Origin of the sequence: Clostridium sp. RTP31139st1_H3_RTP31139_211217 (assembly GCF_040227035.1) — a bacterium.
In the GTDB taxonomy this organism is placed as follows: Bacteria; Bacillota; Clostridia; order Clostridiales; family Clostridiaceae; genus Clostridium; species Clostridium saudiense.
In genome coordinates this window covers 154,674-174,352 of sequence record NZ_JBCOAB010000002.1, presented here as the reverse complement: position 1 = coordinate 174,352, position 19,679 = coordinate 154,674, and the positions used below count along the sequence as shown (strand labels likewise).

General features: G+C 26.0%; 19 protein-coding genes. 4 read left to right on the top strand and 15 right to left on the bottom strand.

Annotated elements, in window-relative coordinates:
- Positions 1-44 precede the first annotated feature (44 nt).
- Complete coding sequence (locus tag ABUA17_RS01820) at positions 45-287, bottom strand: hypothetical protein (RefSeq protein WP_042399962.1); 243 nt, start codon at positions 285-287, stop codon at positions 45-47.
- 302 nt (positions 288-589) lie between these two features.
- On the opposite strand from ABUA17_RS01820, the gene ABUA17_RS01815 reads away from it, so the two are divergent.
- Positions 590-976: a carboxypeptidase-like regulatory domain-containing protein gene (locus ABUA17_RS01815; RefSeq protein WP_042399965.1), complete on the top strand. Its 387-nt coding sequence runs from the start codon at positions 590-592 to the stop codon at positions 974-976.
- A gap of 87 nt (positions 977-1,063) precedes the next feature.
- On the opposite strand, the gene ABUA17_RS01810 is transcribed toward ABUA17_RS01815, so the two are convergent.
- From ABUA17_RS01810 to ABUA17_RS01795, 4 genes are all read right to left on the bottom strand, one after another.
- Positions 1,064-3,142, bottom strand: a complete 2,079-nt coding sequence (locus ABUA17_RS01810) for a sensor domain-containing diguanylate cyclase (RefSeq protein ID WP_349817922.1) — start codon at positions 3,140-3,142, stop codon at positions 1,064-1,066.
- A gap of 224 nt (positions 3,143-3,366) precedes the next feature.
- Positions 3,367-3,603, bottom strand: a complete 237-nt coding sequence (locus ABUA17_RS01805; protein ID WP_042399971.1) for a TIGR04540 family protein — start codon at positions 3,601-3,603, stop codon at positions 3,367-3,369.
- Positions 3,604-3,713: 110 nt separating this feature from the next.
- Complete coding sequence (locus tag ABUA17_RS01800) at positions 3,714-4,244, bottom strand: cob(I)yrinic acid a,c-diamide adenosyltransferase (protein WP_042399974.1); 531 nt, start codon at positions 4,242-4,244, stop codon at positions 3,714-3,716.
- A gap of 80 nt (positions 4,245-4,324) precedes the next feature.
- A complete protein-coding gene (locus ABUA17_RS01795) occupies positions 4,325-5,347 on the bottom strand; it encodes a YeiH family protein (RefSeq protein WP_042399977.1) in 1,023 nt (340 codons plus the stop codon).
- Positions 5,348-5,513: 166 nt separating this feature from the next.
- Here ABUA17_RS01795 and ABUA17_RS01790 point away from each other — a divergent pair, with 166 nt between their 5' ends.
- Positions 5,514-6,422, top strand: a complete 909-nt coding sequence (locus ABUA17_RS01790) for a LysR family transcriptional regulator (RefSeq protein ID WP_042399978.1) — start codon at positions 5,514-5,516, stop codon at positions 6,420-6,422.
- A gap of 176 nt (positions 6,423-6,598) precedes the next feature.
- Here ABUA17_RS01790 and cls read toward each other — a convergent pair whose 3' ends face one another.
- From cls to ABUA17_RS01770, 4 genes are all read right to left on the bottom strand, one after another.
- Positions 6,599-8,038, bottom strand: a complete 1,440-nt coding sequence (gene cls / locus ABUA17_RS01785; RefSeq protein WP_195951458.1) for a cardiolipin synthase — start codon at positions 8,036-8,038, stop codon at positions 6,599-6,601.
- A 308-nt stretch (positions 8,039-8,346) separates the two neighbouring features.
- Positions 8,347-8,892: a nitroreductase family protein gene (locus ABUA17_RS01780; protein ID WP_055274906.1), complete on the bottom strand. Its 546-nt coding sequence runs from the start codon at positions 8,890-8,892 to the stop codon at positions 8,347-8,349.
- A 115-nt stretch (positions 8,893-9,007) separates the two neighbouring features.
- A complete protein-coding gene (locus ABUA17_RS01775; RefSeq protein WP_055274904.1) occupies positions 9,008-10,021 on the bottom strand; it encodes a phosphotransferase in 1,014 nt (337 codons plus the stop codon).
- A gap of 27 nt (positions 10,022-10,048) precedes the next feature.
- Entirely contained in the window at positions 10,049-10,339 is a 291-nt protein-coding gene (locus ABUA17_RS01770; RefSeq protein WP_195951457.1) for a Dabb family protein, read from the bottom strand.
- Positions 10,340-10,561: 222 nt separating this feature from the next.
- On the opposite strand from ABUA17_RS01770, the gene yaaA reads away from it, so the two are divergent.
- Positions 10,562-11,302: a peroxide stress protein YaaA gene (yaaA, locus tag ABUA17_RS01765; protein WP_055274901.1), complete on the top strand. Its 741-nt coding sequence runs from the start codon at positions 10,562-10,564 to the stop codon at positions 11,300-11,302.
- Positions 11,303-11,459: 157 nt separating this feature from the next.
- Here the strand turns inward: yaaA and ABUA17_RS01760 are convergent, their stop codons facing one another.
- The 5 genes from ABUA17_RS01760 to ABUA17_RS01740 all read right to left on the bottom strand — a co-directional run bounded on the left by ABUA17_RS01760 (position 11,460) and on the right by ABUA17_RS01740 (position 17,200).
- Positions 11,460-11,780 (bottom strand): DUF5661 family protein, encoded by a 321-nt coding sequence (locus ABUA17_RS01760; protein WP_042399985.1) that lies wholly within the window; start codon positions 11,778-11,780, stop codon positions 11,460-11,462.
- A gap of 190 nt (positions 11,781-11,970) precedes the next feature.
- Entirely contained in the window at positions 11,971-12,843 is an 873-nt protein-coding gene (locus tag ABUA17_RS01755) for a ComEC/Rec2 family competence protein (protein WP_042399987.1), read from the bottom strand.
- Positions 12,844-13,091: 248 nt separating this feature from the next.
- Positions 13,092-14,879, bottom strand: coding sequence for an FUSC family protein (locus ABUA17_RS01750; RefSeq protein WP_242833258.1), 1,788 nt, complete (start codon positions 14,877-14,879; stop codon positions 13,092-13,094).
- A gap of 153 nt (positions 14,880-15,032) precedes the next feature.
- Positions 15,033-15,644, bottom strand: coding sequence for a hypothetical protein (locus ABUA17_RS01745; protein ID WP_055291772.1), 612 nt, complete (start codon positions 15,642-15,644; stop codon positions 15,033-15,035).
- A gap of 350 nt (positions 15,645-15,994) precedes the next feature.
- Positions 15,995-17,200: a BaiN/RdsA family NAD(P)/FAD-dependent oxidoreductase gene (locus ABUA17_RS01740; protein ID WP_042399995.1), complete on the bottom strand. Its 1,206-nt coding sequence runs from the start codon at positions 17,198-17,200 to the stop codon at positions 15,995-15,997.
- Positions 17,201-17,441: 241 nt separating this feature from the next.
- On the opposite strand from ABUA17_RS01740, the gene ABUA17_RS01735 reads away from it, so the two are divergent.
- A complete protein-coding gene (locus tag ABUA17_RS01735) occupies positions 17,442-18,743 on the top strand; it encodes a DUF1002 domain-containing protein (protein ID WP_042399998.1) in 1,302 nt (433 codons plus the stop codon).
- Between the two features lie 77 nt (positions 18,744-18,820).
- Here the strand turns inward: ABUA17_RS01735 and ABUA17_RS01730 are convergent.
- Positions 18,821-19,679 (bottom strand): hypothetical protein (locus ABUA17_RS01730; RefSeq protein ID WP_349817923.1); only part of this gene is annotated, 859 nt, incomplete at its 5' end.

Below are 19,679 nucleotides of genomic sequence, written 5' to 3'. Positions count from 1 at the left end.
AAATCCAAACTAATATTTAGTTAAGATTTAACATTTTTACTAAATTAATATTCTATTCCTGCAGCTGCTATATTTTCCTTATCTCTTGATGAACAAGGAGTAACACCATATGTCATTTTGCAATAAGGACAATTATCAACTAATTTTTTCATTGTAAATGTCTTTCCACAACTACATTCTATTTCATGAGGAGTTGCTAAAGGGAAGTCTGCTTTTCCTTTACTTCTAACTAAGTCAACTACTGATTTCCCATCTTTTTTATTCATATTTCCGCATCCACAGCTCATTTATTTTTCCTCCTTAAATATATAGATGTATTATAATCTTAATTATACAAATAACTAATTATTATTTCAGTAACATTTGTTACAATATTTCTTATTAAATAATAATTTTTATTGTATATTTTCATTTAATAATATTTCTACTATCAATATTATTATCTTCTATTTAATCACTTCCTATTACTCCTTTGTTAATTTATCCCTCCAAGCTTTATTTACATAAATAACTTTTGATTTTATGTACACATTGTTTTCTTCTAAGAATATATTATAGTATATTACGATAAACTTAGGAGGATAAATTCATGAGCGGAAGAATAGGAAATTGTATTTTTAAGACTGGGTATAATGAACAAATAGATGCAGTTGTTAAATTACCAAAAGAAACTAGAAGCTGTATATTTGGTACAGTACTTGATGAAAATGGACTACCTGTAGCTGATGCAGTAGTTAAATTACTCCAAGTTAATGATAAGTGTGACTATCCAATTCCATTAACTCATACTTTCACTGACGATAATGGCCAATTCTTATTAGGTCCTTTATGTCCAAATACAACTTATATGTTAAAGATTTTTAAAGATAATACTCAAATTATCCGTAAATGTTTAAAGGTTAGTTGTTTTAAAGGATCTTGTATAAGTGCTGCTACTGCTGGAAGCGACAATGAATCTACTGGTTGCGGATGCTAATTTTAAATTGCAACTCATAATTTTATACAAAAGATAAATAAAAGGGACTGTAAAATAGTCCCTTTTAGTTTATATTTCTTTAAAACGCTAATAATTAACTACTCTATTACGTCCAAATAATTTAGCTAAATATAAAGCTTCATCAGCAAGTTTTATATGCTTATTAAAATATTTATCATCTTTCAAGTAATTATATACTCCTATACTTACAGTAACATTTATTTTTTTAGAATCAACAATAAAGTTATAGTTCTCAATATTTTTTCTGATATTATTTGCTAGTACTGATACATACTCCTTATTGCTACTATTAACTACAATAAGAAATTCTTCTCCTCCATATCTTCCGATATATCCATTGCCTTTAATATCCTTTTTCATAAGGTCACTTATAGTTTTTAGTACATAATCACCTGTAGCATGCCCATAATTATCATTTATACTTTTAAAATAATCAATATCCATAATCATTACAGAACATCCTTTATTATTTTGAATTATAGTTTGTCCTCTTTTAAGTATTTCTTTTCTATTATAAACATCTGTTAACCAATCATGAGTTGCTGAATACTCTATATTTTTAAATAACTTGGCATTTTCAAGTGCAATTGCAATATATGACGCTAGTATTTCTAGCTTTTTAACAGTATTTTTATTATATGAATTTTTCTTATAGCTTTGTACAGTTAATATTCCTAATACTTCATTTTCAACTACTATAGGACAAAATATTGCTGATTTTATGTTTTTAACATTACAATTATCATCTTCAATACCTTTATTTCTACTTGGAACATATTTTCTATATTCATTTTCCATATCATTAATAACTATATTTTCTTTATTTTTATAACACCATGTTCCAAAGTTTTCTTCTTCTAAAGCTGATATGCCACAATTTTTTCTTTTTCCGTTGACAATAAATAAATCATATTTCAATATTTTTTCTTCTTTGCTATATGAGGCTATTCCAAAAACATCTGCCTCCATTAATTCTTTTACTTCTTCATATATTACTTCTAAATTTCTCTCAATTTTTAAATCTGAAGTGAATTTTTTACCTATCCCTGATAGTAAATCTATTTCTTGATATAGCTCTCTATAAATTTTTGCTTCTCTTGTTATTTCCTTATTATGTAGTCTTGCAAGCCAACTACTACTCTTGTTATTAAAAATTTCTTTTTCTATTTCTAAATGTTCTTTTAAAAACTTATACGCATCTTCATATCTTTTTAGTTGTGCATATAATTCATTTAACTCGTAACATATTTCACTTTTATCTAATAATGAGTTTAAACTATTTACCTCATTAAAAGCTTCAATTAACTTTTTCTCTGCTTTATCCAATTCACCAATTCTATTATAATGTTTAGCCCATCGCCTTAATGTTTTTACAATATAAATAATATTTTTAAAACTTTTAGCGCTTTTAATTGCCACTTCAAAATCTATTTCTGCTTCTTTATTTTTCCCAAGTTTTGAATTTGCCTCTGCCCTAATGGAAAGAATCTCACACTCATATATCCAGCATCCTAGCTCTTTAATTAATTCTATTGCAACTTCACAACACTCATATCCCTTATTAATATCACCAGAAATTACTTCTACTTCAGCTAAGGTTATATAATAAACTATTAATTCACTTCCCTGTATTTGTCTATAAACTTCATTTATTTTATTTAATAGTCTTTTAGCCTCATCATATTTTCTATAATCCATATATGCTATTGCTGTATTAATCATTAAATGAATTAATGCTTTTTCATCATTTTCTTTTTCTGCTAAATCTATTCCTGATAATCCACTTTCTATCGCTAGTTCTAAATTTCCTAATCTTGTATAATCCGCTAATAATCCATTATATGAAAATATAAGTCCTTTTACACAATTATTTTTAATAAATATTTCATTAGCATCTAGTCTATACTTGCAAGCATTTGTATAATCACTAATTGTAAAACAATACCACCCAATATACATTAAACACCATCCATAAGCAAGCTCATATTCTTTATTTAGCGCTATTTCCATTACTAAATCAAGAATTTCTTTAGCCTTTTCTGGATTAGATTTTATATATTCAGGAAAAATAGATATAAAGTATTCTATGTGATTTTCATCCTCTTCAAATTTACGTAAATTATATTGTAATTCATTATTCTCCATCACAATACCTTCCTTTCCTAGCGCAGTAGTATATTTTGGGAACAAATTGTAGATTTATTTTACCATATTTTTTTATTTTTTAAAATATATTAATCCTCTTTTTAAATTTACTATTTTTTTAATAAGTTTTTAAATATAATTAAATATTATTTTTCACAATAAAAAAGTTAGTATTTAACGTAACCTAAGATAATTACTAAATACTAACTTTAAATTTCATCTAATTATAAATTGTTATCAGCAGCTATTTTATCAACTATAGATTTTCTTTCTTCTCCAATTGCTGCAATTAATTTAGTTGGCATAAATCCATTTTTATATATTCTATCATCATTAGCCTTTATCATAGCTACAACTGTTGCTTCTAGCTTTTCATATGATAATAAATCATCTTGATATAAATCTACTACATCTTTTAGCTTTGTAGCCAATTCTTTTGGATTTCTATATACTGCTCTCATATATTACTCCTTTTTATTTTATCTTTTTTGTTAAATGTGTTTAAAAAGTAGAATTTTATTTTTATAGCACATATTGTATTATATATTAAGTAAATTAAATTGACTAGCCCCTATAATTCTATTCCAACCCTAGATGGAATACCTTCTTTAAAGGGATGTTTGATACACTTCATTTCTGTTACGTAATTAGATAATTCCACTAGTTCATCTTTGGGATCTCTACCTGTCATTACAACCTCTAATGATTTAGGTTTATTTCTTAAAAATTCTATTACATCATTTAATTCTATAAATTCATTATTTATAGTAGCTATTATTTCATCTAGTATTAATAAATCATACTCTTCTTTATTTATTATGTCCTTAATTTCCTGAAACCTTTTAGTATGTTCTATTTTAGCTTGTAACTTTTCTTCCTCATTCATATTCCAAACAAATTTATTAACTGGTTTTCCTGGGAAAAATGTAATATACTCATCTAACTTCTCTAATGATATTAATTCTCCACTTTTACCACTTTTCAAAAACTGAGTAATGAATACTTTCTTCTTTCTTCCGGCTGCTCTTATAGCTAACCCCATTGCTGCTGTTGTTTTACCTTTGCCATCACCACAGTATATATGTATAAGTCCATTATCCATTATTTCCACCTCTAAAAATATCTTATAATTATTTTAATAATAATACTTTTATATTTTCACGTTGTCAACTTTAACTGTTGTTAAAGTAAAATTGCTATTAATGCTAGTGCTGATATTATTTGAAGTGTTCCTACTCCTAATGCATATAAAGATACAGCTTTTCCTTGTTTAAGCAAATCTCTTACATTTACTCTTAATCCAATTGCAGCTAAAGCAATTATTTCTAAATTGTTACTTATTTCTTTACATATATGAGATATATTATTAGGTATTATTTTCAAAGAAAATAATGCACAAGTTACAAAAAATCCTATTACATACCAAGGAATTCTAACTTTTCCCTTTTTAATATCTGTTGCTTCTTCTTCGATTATTTCTTCATTAGTTTTATTTTTTATATGTCCAAATACAAATACTACAACAACAAGTAATACAACTCTTAATATTTTAAATATCATAGCCATATCCTTTACTTGCTCACCAACCATAGCTCCACTAGCTGCTACTTGTCCAACGGATTGTAAAGTTCCGCCTATTAATGCTCCTGTAGCTAAAGTATCATTTTTAAATAATGCCTTTGATATTAATGGTAAAATAAACATTAAAACAATACCTGTTATATTTACTATAGTTATTGAAATTCCCTTATCTTTATCATCAGCTTCTATTACAGGTGCTGTTGCTGCTATAGCTGATGAACCACATACGGCATTTCCACTAGCCATTAAAAATCTAAAATTTTGACTAAATCCTAATTTTTTTCCTATATAAATAGCACCAACAATAGTTATTGCCATTTGTATTATTATGAAAGCAAATCCACCTATACCAAGCTCTAATAATGTTCCTATACTTAATGTTGCTCCTAATAAAACTATAGAATATGATAATATATCTGTCTCTGAAAATTTATATCCTTTTTGAAATACATCTTGATTTAAAAATAAATTTCCTACAAACATCCCTAAAAATATAGATATAGTACCAGCACCTAATTTAGGGACAAATTTTGCAATAAACATTCCAACTAATGCTACTGCTAATGCAACCAAAAATCCTGGTACTATACCTTTAATATACTCTATAAATTTATTTTCCTTCATATTATCACTCCGAATCTTTTATTATTTAAATCTTTATACTATTAGTATATCCACCTCTTATTCATTAGTAAAATAAATCTTAATCATAATAATCATTACTTTTTTTAATAATTAGTGTATAATAATATTATTACTTTATACTTAATTACATAAGGAGGGCTTTAAAATGATTGAAGAACTTAAAACTTTTATCTCTGTAGTTGATTATAAAAATTTTACTAAAGCAGCAGAATATTTGAACTTATCTCAACCTAGTGTTAGTACTCATATCAAAAATTTAGAAAATATATTTGGAGTTACTTTAATAAACAGATCAATAAAACAAAAAACTATATCTATTACCGAAAGTGGATACACACTTTATAAAAGGGCTAAAGAAATAATAAGTTTATTAGATGTAACATTTATCGATGTTAAAAACTTATCCTCTTCTGTTAAAGGTAGCTTAAAAATAGGCGCTAGTTTAACTATAGGAGAATATATACTCCCTAAATTTTTAGCTATTTTTTCAAAAAAATATCCTGATGTTGATATTGAAGTTATAATCGAAAATACAGCTCTTATTTCTAGTGAATTAAAAAAATTTAAATTAGATATAGGCCTTATAGAAGGAGCTGCTTCATCATCCTTATTTAAACAAGAATATTTTTTACATGATGATATGGTATTAGCGATACCTTACACTGATCCATTAAAATCTACTGAATTTAACATTGAAAATCTTCAGAACAAAGCTTGGATTGCAAGAGAAGATGGCTCTGGAACTCGAGAATATCTAGATTTATTCTTTACAGAAAATAAAATAATTCCTAAAAGTATGATGGTATTAGGAAGTAACCTAGCTGTTAAAGAAGCTGTTAAAAATAACTTAGGGATAACTATAATTTCTAAACATGTTATTGCAGAAGACGAAAATAGAAATGAGATATCTAGTATAAAACTTGATAATCATTTCACTCGTTCCCTTTCATTTATTTATCCTAAAGAATTAACACTTTCAAAAGCTGCTAGTATATTTTTAGATGAGTTAAAAGATTATTCTAGAATTATACAACTTGAAAGTACAAAAAAATAAATGTATTTTTCTATAGGAATTAATATAAATTCTATTAAGATTCTATATTAATTCCTTCTAGTAATACATTTATTTTTTATCAGATTGTCTGACTTACATACATTTTAAAACTAAATTAATGTTTATAATACTTTATATAATTTTATTTTTCTTATTTTATTTATTACAATATAACTTTATAGTATATCTGATAATAATCTTGAAATAGATTCCTTAACCTTAACAATTGTACTTCTTTTATTATACTTTTCTATAGTTAACTCTTCACATTTCATCATATCTTTTTCAAATTCATATTTTTGCTCTTTTGCTATTTTTTCTGAATATATAACTGAAATAACTTCAAAATTCAATTCAAAACTTCTTGTATCCATATTAGCAGTTCCTATTGAACAAATTTTACCATCTATAACTATAGTTTTTGCATGTAAAAACGCATTTCTATCGTAATGATATACTTTTACTCCTTCTTTTATTAATTCACCTGCATAAACTAAATTTGCCCAATATACAAAAGGGTGATCACCTTTGCCTGGTAACATTATTCTTACATCAACACCTGAAGCAGCTGCTAATTTTAAACTATCTGAAATACTATTATCAATTATTAAATATGGAGATTGTATATAAAGATATCTTTTTGCTTTTTGTATCATTTTTAAATATGCTAACTTTATTTCATACCTATCACTTAAATCTGGTCCACTTGATACTATCTGCATTCCTATATTAGATTTTTTTAGCTCATCTTCATTAATTTCTAATACATGATTTAATGTAACTTCTTCTTTCGTAGCATATCTCCAATCTGCTAAAAATCTTAAATTTAAATCCTTAACTGCACTACCTTTAAATTTTATGTGAGTGTCTCTCCAATATCCAAACTTATCATCTTTTCCTAAATATTCATCGCCAACATTAAATCCACCAACAAATCCAATTTTATTATCTATCACAACGATCTTTCTATGGTTTCTAAAGTTCATATTAATATTAATAAGTTTTAGCCATGAAGGGAAAAATTCACCAACCTTACCTCCAACATCAGTTAATTTCTTAAGCACATTTCTATTTAAAGATCTACTTCCAACTGAATCATATAATAATCTAACTTCTACTCCTTCTTTAGCTTTTTCTTCTAATATATTTAATATCTCAGTACCTATATTATCATTCTTAAATATATAAAACTCTATATTTATACTTTGTTTAGCTTTTTTTAAACTTGTCAATAATTCTTCAAAAAACAAAGTTCCATCTGAATACATATAAACATCATTATTACTTCTATAAGGAGAATAATCTGTTGCTTCAAGAGCTCTAATCATATCAATATTTTCTATATCAATATTTTCATCTTTTAAACTTTCTCTTTCTTTAACTTGATTTGTGTAATTTTCAAATATTTTTAGCTCTGCATTTTTAAACCCAAACATATTAGCTTTATTCATTTTTCTACCAATTAGTATAAACACGATAAAACCTATAAATGGTGCCAAATATAAAACCAAAGTCCAAGCTATGATATTGTTAGCTGAACGTTTTTCTTTGAATATCATATATAATATTGTTACCAAATTAATTATATGAATTAAAACAGTTATGACCTTAAACATATCTTCATCTCCTTAATATTATTTTTTCATTAAAGTATCTTATTTATAAAATTACATTATTATTATTTGCATCATTATACATTTATTCTTCAACTTTATTTTAATATAGTTTTCATATATATATATAAAGCTTTATCATTTATATAGATAAAGCCTCTTTCCCTTTATAATACACATATTATAAACCAAATTTATATTTTATAAAATATTTTCCATTAACTTTCTTATAAAAATAAAGTCAATATATATTGCTGTATCAATTAATTAAAATACGTACAATATATATTGACCTACTCTTTAAAATTCTTTTATCTAACTATTAAACTTCTTCCTTGAATTCTCTTTGGTGCAACACTTGCTCTTGCTGAATAACCAATTGCTGCACAACCAACTACTCCAAAATCAGAAGGTATATGACATCTATCAAGTATTTTTCTTACTTGTGGATTATCATAAGTATCTGCTAATTGATTAATCCAACATGTTCCCATGCCCAAAGATGTAGCTGCTAAAAATATATTTTCTAATCCTGCCGCTCCATCAGTATAAAAATATTTATAATCCTTTTTTGCAGTAACTATTACAAGGGTTGGTGCTTTATAATAAAAATTGTAATCTTCATCAAATCCCCTTGAATCTTCTCTTTCTCTAAATACAGCTTTAACTGCTTTATTTAATTCTTGTAATACCTCTTTATTTTGAATTGCAGTATAATAACATCCTTGGCTATTCATTCCACTTGGTCCACATAAAGCACACTCTAAGATTTCATTCAAATCTTCAGTTGATATTTGTGTATCAATATATTCTCTACAACTTCTTCTAGCTTTAATATTTTTTATAACCTCATTCATATCAAAACCCTCCTAAAAAGCACCTTGTTTTTTAAGTTCATATTAATTTATATAAATAAATTTAATTAATATGCTTACCCTCATATTAATTAATATTTTAATATTTTAATATTAATTAAAATAATCTTCTTATTTTTTCTTCATTTGATTTAACCCATTTACATAGTGTTATTGCTTTTATAATCTGCTCTTTTAAAATTTTTTCTGAAGACATAAAATTATTACTAATTCCATCTTTATATCTAACAAGAAAATGTATTATCACATCAAGTCTTCTAAGCATAATTAATGATGGTATTACATTTATCTCATCAATTGAAAGTTTTATATATTCCTTATAACCATTAATAAAGCTTCTCATATTTTCTAGTTTTACTTTGTCATCATTTTCATTTGAAATTGCTTCTGACAAACATATTGCTAAATCCATAGCCCTTAAATCCCTAGCTGAAAATTCAAAATCTAAAACTGCTGATATATTGTTATATTCATCCTCTAATACATTAGATGCATTAATATCTCCATGAATAATCTGATGTGGCAAACTTCTTAATTTAGGTATTACCTCTTGAAATTCAATAAAATATCTACTTAATTCCTTTAAATATTCTCTTTCATTTTCAAATTCATTAGATGGATAAATACAAAACTCTATTACTTTATTTAAAGGGCATTTAGGATAAGACTTTTCTAGTTCATAGCATGGTTCATAAATAGGATTAAGCTCAACTTCTATACTACCTAACTCTTTTGTTATTTCACCAACAACTTTACCTAAGCTATAAAATTGTTTAGTAGTATGTAATTTAGGATTAGATCCTTTTATCATTTCAGCTATTGACACTAGCTTTTCATCTATACTAACACTTATAGTATTACCTTTTAAATTTTGTTTTGGCTTTGGAATATTAAATGATAAATTTCTTTTATTAAGCTCCTCTAAGACTAAATGTTCATAGTTCACCTTTTTACTATCCCTGTGACTTTCATATATTCTTAAAATATATTTTTTATCTCCTACGCATAAGAATTTAGTAGTATTATTCATTCCACTACTTTCTTGTTTAACATAATAATTTTCATCCTTAAAATATTGTTTCACAATATAATCTATATATTCTTCTTCCACTTTATTCTCCTCTTGAAATTTTATAAACTATATTTCATAATCCATACACATTCTATTGCAAGTAATACTTCTAACTATTGTAGCAATCTTAACATGTTCTTCATGAACTTGATAATTATTTAATGCCTCAATGCTTTCAAATGTACTATTTAACATTATATCTGCATTACTACCTGCTACTGGATTAGTTATAACCTCTATTCCAATAATTCCTGGAATCTTACCTTTTAAACCTTCTAATCCATTTTTTATTTTTAATTTATCCTCTTCACTACCTTTACCATCTTGAAAATTCCATAAAATAATATGTTTAATCATCTTTTTCCTCCCCTTTTAATTTATTTATATTTTAATTATATCAAAGTAACATCTTATTTAAAATTTTCATTTTCTAATTTCTTTTATATTCATTATTAAAATTTTACTTTTTTATCAAATATAATTATGATGCTAAAAGAATTTATTCATTATAATAAAACTAAATAATATGTTATACTAAATAATAATTAATATTAGTTGCATAATTTAGGAGTTGAAAAAATGAATATAATTATTTCCCCAGCAAAAAAAATGAATATAAACAATGATGATATTATTTATGAATATCACCCTGTCTTTATGGATAAAACTAACATATTACATAATCAATTGAAATCACTTTCATATGATGAACTAAAAAAACTATTAGTTTGTAATGATGATTTAGCTCAATTAAATTTTGAAAGATATAAAAATATGCATTTAAATAAAAATCTATCTCCAGCCTTATTAACTTATGAAGGAATTCAATATAAATATATGTCTCCAGATTCTTTTAGCGAAGATGAATTTAATTATGTAAAATCTCATTTAAAAATACTATCTGGATTTTATGGGGTTCTTAATCCTTTTGATGGAGTTGTACCATATAGATTAGAAATGCAAGCAAAACTTAAAATCGATAATAATAAAAATCTTTATGAGTTTTGGGGCAATAGTTTATATAAAGAAATAACTAAAAATAGTAATGTTATTTTAAATTTAGCTTCAAAAGAATATAGTAAAGCAATCGAAAAATATTTAAGCAAAGATGATATATTTATTACTTGTATATTTGGAGAATTAAAAGATGATAAAATTAAAGTAAAAGCTACAGAGGCTAAAATGGCTAGAGGTCTTATGGTAAGATATCTAGCATCTAATAACATAGAAAATATTGAAGATGTTAAAAACTTTTCTGAACTATCTTTCAAATATTCTGAAGAGCTTTCTACTGATAAAGAATTTGTATTTATAAAATAAAATATAAATTTAATAATTTAAAACCCCATGAAAAATAATAATTTCATGGGATTTTTATTTTTTATATTATATATAAATATATTTGTAATTCCTTAAACTTTAAAGTTTCGTTTTTTTATCTCTAAGCGCCTTTAAGCTAACTCTCACATTTGATTAACTACCTTTTAGTTTTCCAATATATATCGGCCTCTGCTTCTAACTTCTTAAGCCTTGTATAATAATCAGGAAACTCTAAAAGATGTGCATATGCAATTTTACCTGTTAAAATAGGATCATTATTAGTTACATTTGCCTTTGAAAATTTAGTACCATGTTCAAGCTCTACATTTATCCCCATAGTAAACTCATTTAAATCAAATTTTTCTTTTGTAAAATCAATGCCTATCTTTTTTGCTATTTTACATGCTTCTTCAGAAGTAAATGATAATCTGTTCTTTTCCCCTCTTAATTTTACTATATACCATTGAGTATTTTTCATTTCTACCTCATATTTAAAATAATATATAAATTATACTATGAGAAAAAACTAATTAAGACTACTGTAAAAATCTATTACAGTAGTCTTAATTTATTTTTATCAATTTCCATTTATCTTCAATCATAATCTATTCCAATTATCTTGTTATCTATACTAGGTATTTTCCACCTCATACTCTTGAAAAATTCTATTACTTTTGTATAAAATAAATATTTTCACCATCACTCTTAATACTAATATCACCACTACTAGTATAAAAAGTTTTTATTTTATATTTTTCTAATAAAGATACTAGTTTTCTATCAGGATACATAAACTGAGAGCAAGTTATTACTGCATATTTAGGGGATACAGATTCTAAAAAATCTCCTACCTCATTATTATATATTCCATGATGAGCCATCTTTAAAAAAGTATATTCACCAGTATTTTCATTAATAAATTCCCTCATTCTTTCATCTTCAGCATCTGCTGCAAATAAAAATCTATACTTTCCATAATCAATTCCAACAATAATACAATAATCATTTGACTTTTCATACTCATCTTTAATGGCCGGATAAATAGTTATATTAGCACCATTAATATTTTTAACAATTTTGTTATGCAATAAAACAGGTGTCAACTCATTTCTTTTTACTGCTTCAATATAATTCTTATATTGTACAGTATCTTTTTCATAATCAGCTTGAATTAAATTTTTAATTTTAAAATTATCTAAAATAGTAGGCGCTCCACCTATATGATCTTTATCATTATGGGTTAAAATCAAATATTCAATTTCTTCAATACCTTTATAATTTAAATAATCATTTATTACGGTGCTATTTTCATAAAATCCTGTATCTATAACAATAAATTTTCCTTCACATTCAATCAAAATAAAATCTGACTTTCCTGTACTCAATATATCTATTTCAAAAGGTAGCTTAACAGTAACATCTGCATCTACCCACTTTTTACTATCACTTTTTATTTTTAAAAAACCTATTACACTGAATATAATTACTAAAATTATTATTATCAATCTAACCCTAACTTTTTTTAAGACAACATTTTTCATTTATCTCCCTTCTTAACTATAAAAAATACTTTATTTATATTATTATACTCTTATTACATAGTAACTTATACAAATATGAATTATTATTACTAAATTATGTCAAATTAATGCAACTGTCATTAATTTGACATATTAATGCACTATACTAAAGAAAATAACACATAGAAATTAGTGTTATTTATTAGTTAATATCATTCCCTTCAGAAAGATATAGATTAGTTCCCCCTATTTCTAATCTATATCTTTTCTTATATTAACCCTTTAATTCTCTCCTGCAGTTCCTCATATAAATTACTTATATATTTAAAAATATTTTCATTATATCTTTTTCCATAAACAATTAAAGCTTTATATCCAATTCTTACTACAATCTCATTATTTAAATCAACAAACTGTTCAATCTTTTCATCTCCATATTGCATATTTCTAAGATATAGCTTTTGTGTTAATAAAGTTATATGTATTACTAAATCTCTTATAGAATTAGCCCCATTGCTTTTATTTAAATAATCCCGAGTAGAATCCATTAAATATTCATCATATCTTAAAATTTTTCTAACCAATTGTTCTATTCCATCCTTCAATTTATATGGAAATATAAACTTATTAGCTAACAAAACTATAACTACCCCTATAATCACATATAAAATTCTATAAAATAATAATTTATTAATATTTACTGTTAATGATGATACACATATTGATGCCATAGCTGCAAATAATGATATTTTATAATACTCTTTAAATCCATATAATAAATACAAAGATAAAACTAAGATCCCTATTATAACCCACTTAGAATCAAATAAATGTATTATTATTCCTGTAAGTAAGATAGCTATAATATTTCCTTTTACTCTTTCTCTACTCTTCGAAATAGTATCTTCATAATAAGGTTGCATAATAGACATTATAGTGATTATTGCCCAAATCACTTTATAAAAACCTAAGAATTCTGCTATAAAAATTGCAAATGACAATGTAATTGACATTCTCATAGCAAATTTAAACCTAATTGATGAAATCACAAAATATTCTTTAAAAATTACTTTAGGTTTATCTAAATAAGTCCTTTCCCAATTCTTATATATTTTATTAATATCTTTATCATCTAATTTTTCCAAATCTTTAATACATTCTATAATTGATGAAATAGCAAATAATACTTCTTTATATAAATTCATTGAATTTTTATTTTTTTCAATTATAAAAGTATTTTTATAGACTATATCACTTATCTTACATGATTCCTTTGAATAATTAATTATTAAATCAATTAACGACCATAAATCTCCTAGTTCTTCCTTTGAAATATTGTTATTTTTATACTCTTGAAAAACCTTCTTCAAGCATATATTTATATACTCTATATTTAAATATAATTTAAACTGAATAGTTCCAAGGTTAGTAGTTAAATATCCTTTATGCCTTGTTGTATATACTTTATAAACCAAATCCATCATTATTTTTGAGCAATCTTTTGTTAACTTATAATCAAAATTATCTTCTAAAATATTATCTAGCTGAACTTTTAAACTTTTCAAAGCAGAATTAACACTGTTTCCAAAAACAACTTTTGCATTAGCCCTTTTAATATAGGTTCCAATAATTATTATCATTGCACCAAATATAACTGCTAATAATCTATTTGGAAGTTCATAAATAGATATCTTAGAATATTGAGTAAATACATATAACATTATAAAAGGTTTATAAAATGTTGCATCATAAGGTGAGGATACAATATATATTATTAAAAATATTGCTACTAAATCTATTAAAATACCAGTCCAAGGATTTAATGATGAAATAAATGCAACTAAAACAATAAATAAATCTAGCAATAAAATTCGCCCTATTCTACTAAGTGGCTTAACATAAAAATTTTGTCTTCCTATTACTGTTGAGGTTAATGCAATTGGAAATGCTATCATTATATTTTTAACACCAAATAAGACTCCAACACCAGCCATTGTAATTACTGCAACTGTTCCATTTCTTATCATTGATGTAATATTTAAATTATATTTTTTCACAAAATAATCAAGCATTTTCTCACAACCTTTATTTAAAAGAATTAAATTTCCACTATTACTTTGTCCTTATAAATACTTAACTATTCCATACTAAAAATTATTTATAATAAAATAAAGATGTAAAGTCTATATATTTCTATTAGCTTCACATCCTTATTTTTTCTTTAAATTTTCAATTTCACTTTGTAATTCCTTTATTTGCTTGCTTAACTCTGATATGGATTTCTTTAATTCATTTATATCGTTACTTGATTGTACCTTATTTTCTGAACTGCTGGTTGTTTTTTTCTTTTTACTTGAACTTACATTAGCTTGTCCCTCATCACTTGAATTTGAGCAAAATGGATTAGCTGCATTTCTATAAATTGGACTATATATTCTTCCTGGTCCACCTTGAAAATATTGTTGTTGAGCATTAAATGTTATTATTACTTGACCTAAAAGTTGAAGCCAGTTACCTAAAGCATTTTGTACATTAAATGGCATCTTTTGTGCTGCAATATTACCAAACAAAACAGTTATCAAATTAAGTATTTGTGGATTAAAATCTTGAAATCCACCTGGCACATCACTACATGCCTTCCTTTGATCTTCTGTAGCCTCTGCATTTTCATTTCCAAACATGCAATTTTCACATCTACCATTACTTGCTTGTGAAGTGTTACTACTGCTATTTTCATCAGTAGTTTCTGAATCAAAAGAGGCCATATATTCATTAAAAAATTTTATAAACTCATCAAAACTATTATTTCCATTTTGATTCATAATTTTCCCCATAAAAAACTACTTACTATCATAATACTCTTTAATTTTTTATTTGCTACAATCTCAAAATATGATCTTTTAAATCAAATCATAATTCTTTAATAAACTATCTAAGTTATTTTGTAACTTCACTTCATCTTGAATTAACTAAGGATATATACTTTTGAAAATATGATATTTTATGAGTGAAAATGATTTATTAAATAAAATAAAAAAATATCAAATGTACAAAGTAATATTAGGTGTTAAATTTATTTGATTTATAATATAAAAAACAGTAGATAAGTTTAAAAATTTATCTACTGTTTGATAGATTCATATATTATTAACTATATATCAAAATAATTATTTTAATAATCTGAGCCGGCTAAATATCCTGTTGAAAAAGCCATTTGAAGGTTATATCCACCTGTTTCTGCATCTATATCAATAACTTCACCTGCAAAGTAAAGATTTTTAATTACCTTAGATTCCATAGTTGAAGCATTAATTTCTTTTACTTTTACTCCGCCTGATGTTACTTGAGCAGCTTTTATAGTTAAAGTTTCTCTTGCTGTAAGCTTCATTTCCTTCATATACTCAATTATTTTATTTTCATCTTCCTTCTTTAAATCACTTGATTTAATTTCAGTTAACCCTAACATTTCAAATACAACTTTTAAAAAGTTCTGTGGAAGAACACCTTTTAAATTGTTTAATACAGTTTTATTAGGATTACTTCTCATTATTTGTGAAATTTCATCTTTAGATTTATCTTTTAAGAAATCTAAAGATACTTCTACTTCCCTTTCACTTAAAGCCTTAGTTATATATGAAGAAAGTTTTAAAACTGCAGGGCCTGAAATACCAAAGTGTGTAAATAACATATCTCCAAACTTTTCAATTTTTTTCTTTTTAAGTTTTGCAGAAACTACAACATCTTTCATTGCAACCCCTTGTAAACTTTTAACAAAATCCTCTTTTATAACTAGTGGTATTAAAGCCGCGTATATAGGTGTAATTGTATGCCCATACTTTTCTAATATAGAATACATAGTTCCATCAGAACCTGTATTAGGAAAACTCTTTCCTCCTGTTGTTATTATAACTTTATCACCTAATATTCTTTCACCATAAGATGTTACAACACCTTTAATATCTTCATTTTCAACTATTAAGTCACTTACCATTGTATTGTATCTAATTTTAACTTTATTCTTCTCTAAATCATTTTTTAGTAATTCTATAACTTCATCAGCCTTATCACTTTTTGTATATACTTTTTCATCAAGTTCAACTTTATATTCAAGTCCATTGTTACTTAAGTATTCTAAAAGTGAATAATTAGAAAATGTATATAACGCACTATATAAAAACTTTTTATTATTAACTATCTTGTCAAAAAATTCTTCTATATCCCTATTATTAGTTATATTACAGCGACCTCCACCAGTAAGTCTTAATTTCATACCAATTTCTTTATTTCTTTCTATTAATGTAACTTCATTATTTTTTGCTGCACTAAGAGCTGCCATAATTCCTGCAGGCCCTCCCCCAACAACTATAACTTTAGCCAAATTTGTCACCTCACTAAATTTCCTTTGTTTATTTACTCATTATATCATACTTTATAATTGTAGCCATTTATATAATCTATGATATAATTATAAAATCTTAAGAAAGTGTTCATTTGATTTTAAAATATTAATTAGATATAATTTATTAAAATAGGTAATACATACTGCTTTAACTACGTAATTCCATTTAGGTATTTAACTTACCTTACAATAAAATATTTTAATTTAAGAGGAGATAATTATGGGATTAAAGAAGAGGATTTCTACACTACTTATATGTGGAATAATAATTTTAGGAAATATTAGCACAGTTTATGCTGATGGTGCTAATGTTGTGACTTTAGGGACAAACCTATCATCTGAACAAAAACAAATAGTTTTAGATTACTTTGGTGTAAAAGAAAATGAAGTTGTTATATTAGAAGTTAATAACCAAGAAGAAAGAAAATACTTAGAGGGAGTTGCTACTGAAGCTCAACTTGGTACTAGAACCTACTCTTGTGCTTATGTACAACCTACTTCAAAAGGAAATGGCCTTAATGTTAAAACAGTAAATTTAACTTATGTTACTTCTTCAATGATAGCTAGTACTCTTACCACTTGTGGAATTACTGATGCAAATGTAATTGCAATGACTCCAATTTCTGGCGGTGTAAGTGGTACTGGTGCTTTAACTGGAATAATGAAAGCCTTTGAAGATGCAACTGGTGAACCTCTTGATGAAACAAAAAAAGAAATTGCTTCTGAAGAACTAGTTATAACTGGTGACTTAGGTGAAGATATTGGACAAGACAAAGCTACTGGTGTTATAAACGATATTAAAACTGAAATTATTAAAAATAATACTCAAGATACTATACAAATTGCAGATACAATAAATAATGTAACTAATAATTATAATGTTACATTAACTCCTGAACAACAACAACAATTAGAAAACTTAATGGCTAAAGTTTCAGAACAAGATTATGATTATAAAGAAATGAAAGATGCTTTAAATAGTGTTAAAGATGTTGTTAATGAAAAACTTGATGCTATGGGTGAAAAAGTATCAGTAGGTTTTATTGAGTCTATAAAAGAATGGTTTACTGGTTTAGGAGATTGGTTTACTGGATTATTTAATAGTAATGAAAAGGATCTTGGCATATTAGAAACAACTAATGATGATCTTTTAGGTGATAATGTTGTTGTAGATGCAACAGATGACAATGCAATTAAATTACCAAGTTCTGAAGAAACTAAAGGATTTTTCGAAAAAATATGGAACTGGTTTACTAACTTATTTAATAATAATTCAAGTGATATAAATAACGATAATTCTACTAATTCTGTTGATTCACCTGTTATTAGTGGTTCTGAAAATATAGAGTCAAATGACACTATTGATGATACATTAAATCCTATGGATAATAATACTACTCCTGAACAAGATAATTCAAACTCTATAAAAGATACTAATACATCATCTTCTGATATTATACCAAATGATGATAATAGTAATTCTGATTCCGATAATAATACAACTGACACAAACGATAATTAATAAATTTTAACTAAAATTTATTAAAGACTTCTAACCATACGGTTAGAAGTCTCTTTATTTTAATACTTTAACTTTTATTAACTTAATGCAAAAACTGTTATAGTTGCTGCATGAACTCTAACTTTAGGAATATCTCTAGTAAGGTTAGTTAACTTAACAACTGCCATTTCATTATCATCAACGTCTAATAAAATACCTAATGAAATATTATTAGCATAAACTTCATTTGAAACTGATGCTACATGCTTAGTTCCTGGTATTTCATTTCCATTGCCATCAGTAAGAGCAAAGATTATATCACTTCCGTTGCTACCGCAGTTAGTAGCTGAATATGATACTGTATATTTTACAAAATAAGGATGTCCACCTAGTAATATTACTGGTGCAGTATTAGCATCATGTTGAATGTTATTTCCAGCAATTTCATTATTACTAAAAACAACATCTTCAGCATAAGATAATTCTTGAATATCTTGGAATTGTCTATAAATTGTTCCATAGTCCTCAATATTTCCAGACTCTCCTGTTGCTCCTGTTGCTCCTGTTGCTCCAGTTGCTCCTGTTGCTCCTCTTATTCCTTGTGGTCCTGTTGCGCCTGTTGCTCCTGTTGCTCCTCTTAACCCTTGTGGTCCTTGTTCTCCTTGTGCCCCTTGGACACCTTGTGGCCCTTGTTCTCCTTGTATACCTTGTGGTCCTTGTTCTCCTTGTGGTCCTTGCTCACCTTGTATACCTTGTATACCTTGCTCACCTTGTAGTCCTTGTTCCCCTTGTATACCTTGTGGTCCTGTTGCTCCTGTTGCTCCTCTTGCACCTGTTGCTCCTGTTGCTCCAGTTGCTCCTCTTGCTCCTCTTGCTCCTGTTGCTCCTGTTGCTCCTCTTGCTCCTGTTGCTCCTCTTGCTCCTGTTGCTCCTGTTGCTCCTCTTATTCCTTGTGGT

Excerpts from the sequence above, each read along its gene's own strand:
- ABUA17_RS01820 (WP_042399962.1), bottom strand. The coding sequence starts at position 287 with ATGAGCTGTGGATGCGGAAATATGAATAAAAAAGATGGGAAATCAGTA.
- ABUA17_RS01815 (WP_042399965.1), top strand. The coding sequence starts at position 590 with ATGAGCGGAAGAATAGGAAATTGTATTTTTAAGACTGGGTATAATGAA.
- ABUA17_RS01810 (WP_349817922.1), bottom strand. The coding sequence starts at position 3,142 with ATGGAGAATAATGAATTACAATATAATTTACGTAAATTTGAAGAGGAT.
- ABUA17_RS01805 (WP_042399971.1), bottom strand. The coding sequence starts at position 3,603 with ATGAGAGCAGTATATAGAAATCCAAAAGAATTGGCTACAAAGCTAAAA.
- ABUA17_RS01800 (WP_042399974.1), bottom strand. The coding sequence starts at position 4,244 with ATGGATAATGGACTTATACATATATACTGTGGTGATGGCAAAGGTAAA.
- ABUA17_RS01795 (WP_042399977.1), bottom strand. The coding sequence starts at position 5,347 with ATGAAGGAAAATAAATTTATAGAGTATATTAAAGGTATAGTACCAGGA.
- ABUA17_RS01790 (WP_042399978.1), top strand. The coding sequence starts at position 5,514 with ATGATTGAAGAACTTAAAACTTTTATCTCTGTAGTTGATTATAAAAAT.
- cls (WP_195951458.1), bottom strand. The coding sequence starts at position 8,038 with ATGTTTAAGGTCATAACTGTTTTAATTCATATAATTAATTTGGTAACA.
- ABUA17_RS01780 (WP_055274906.1), bottom strand. The coding sequence starts at position 8,892 with ATGAATGAGGTTATAAAAAATATTAAAGCTAGAAGAAGTTGTAGAGAA.
- ABUA17_RS01770 (WP_195951457.1), bottom strand. The coding sequence starts at position 10,339 with ATGATTAAACATATTATTTTATGGAATTTTCAAGATGGTAAAGGTAGT.
- yaaA (WP_055274901.1), top strand. The coding sequence starts at position 10,562 with ATGAATATAATTATTTCCCCAGCAAAAAAAATGAATATAAACAATGAT.
- ABUA17_RS01760 (WP_042399985.1), bottom strand. The coding sequence starts at position 11,780 with ATGAAAAATACTCAATGGTATATAGTAAAATTAAGAGGGGAAAAGAAC.
- ABUA17_RS01755 (WP_042399987.1), bottom strand. The coding sequence starts at position 12,843 with ATGAAAAATGTTGTCTTAAAAAAAGTTAGGGTTAGATTGATAATAATA.
- ABUA17_RS01745 (WP_055291772.1), bottom strand. The coding sequence starts at position 15,644 with ATGAATCAAAATGGAAATAATAGTTTTGATGAGTTTATAAAATTTTTT.
- ABUA17_RS01735 (WP_042399998.1), top strand. The coding sequence starts at position 17,442 with ATGGGATTAAAGAAGAGGATTTCTACACTACTTATATGTGGAATAATA.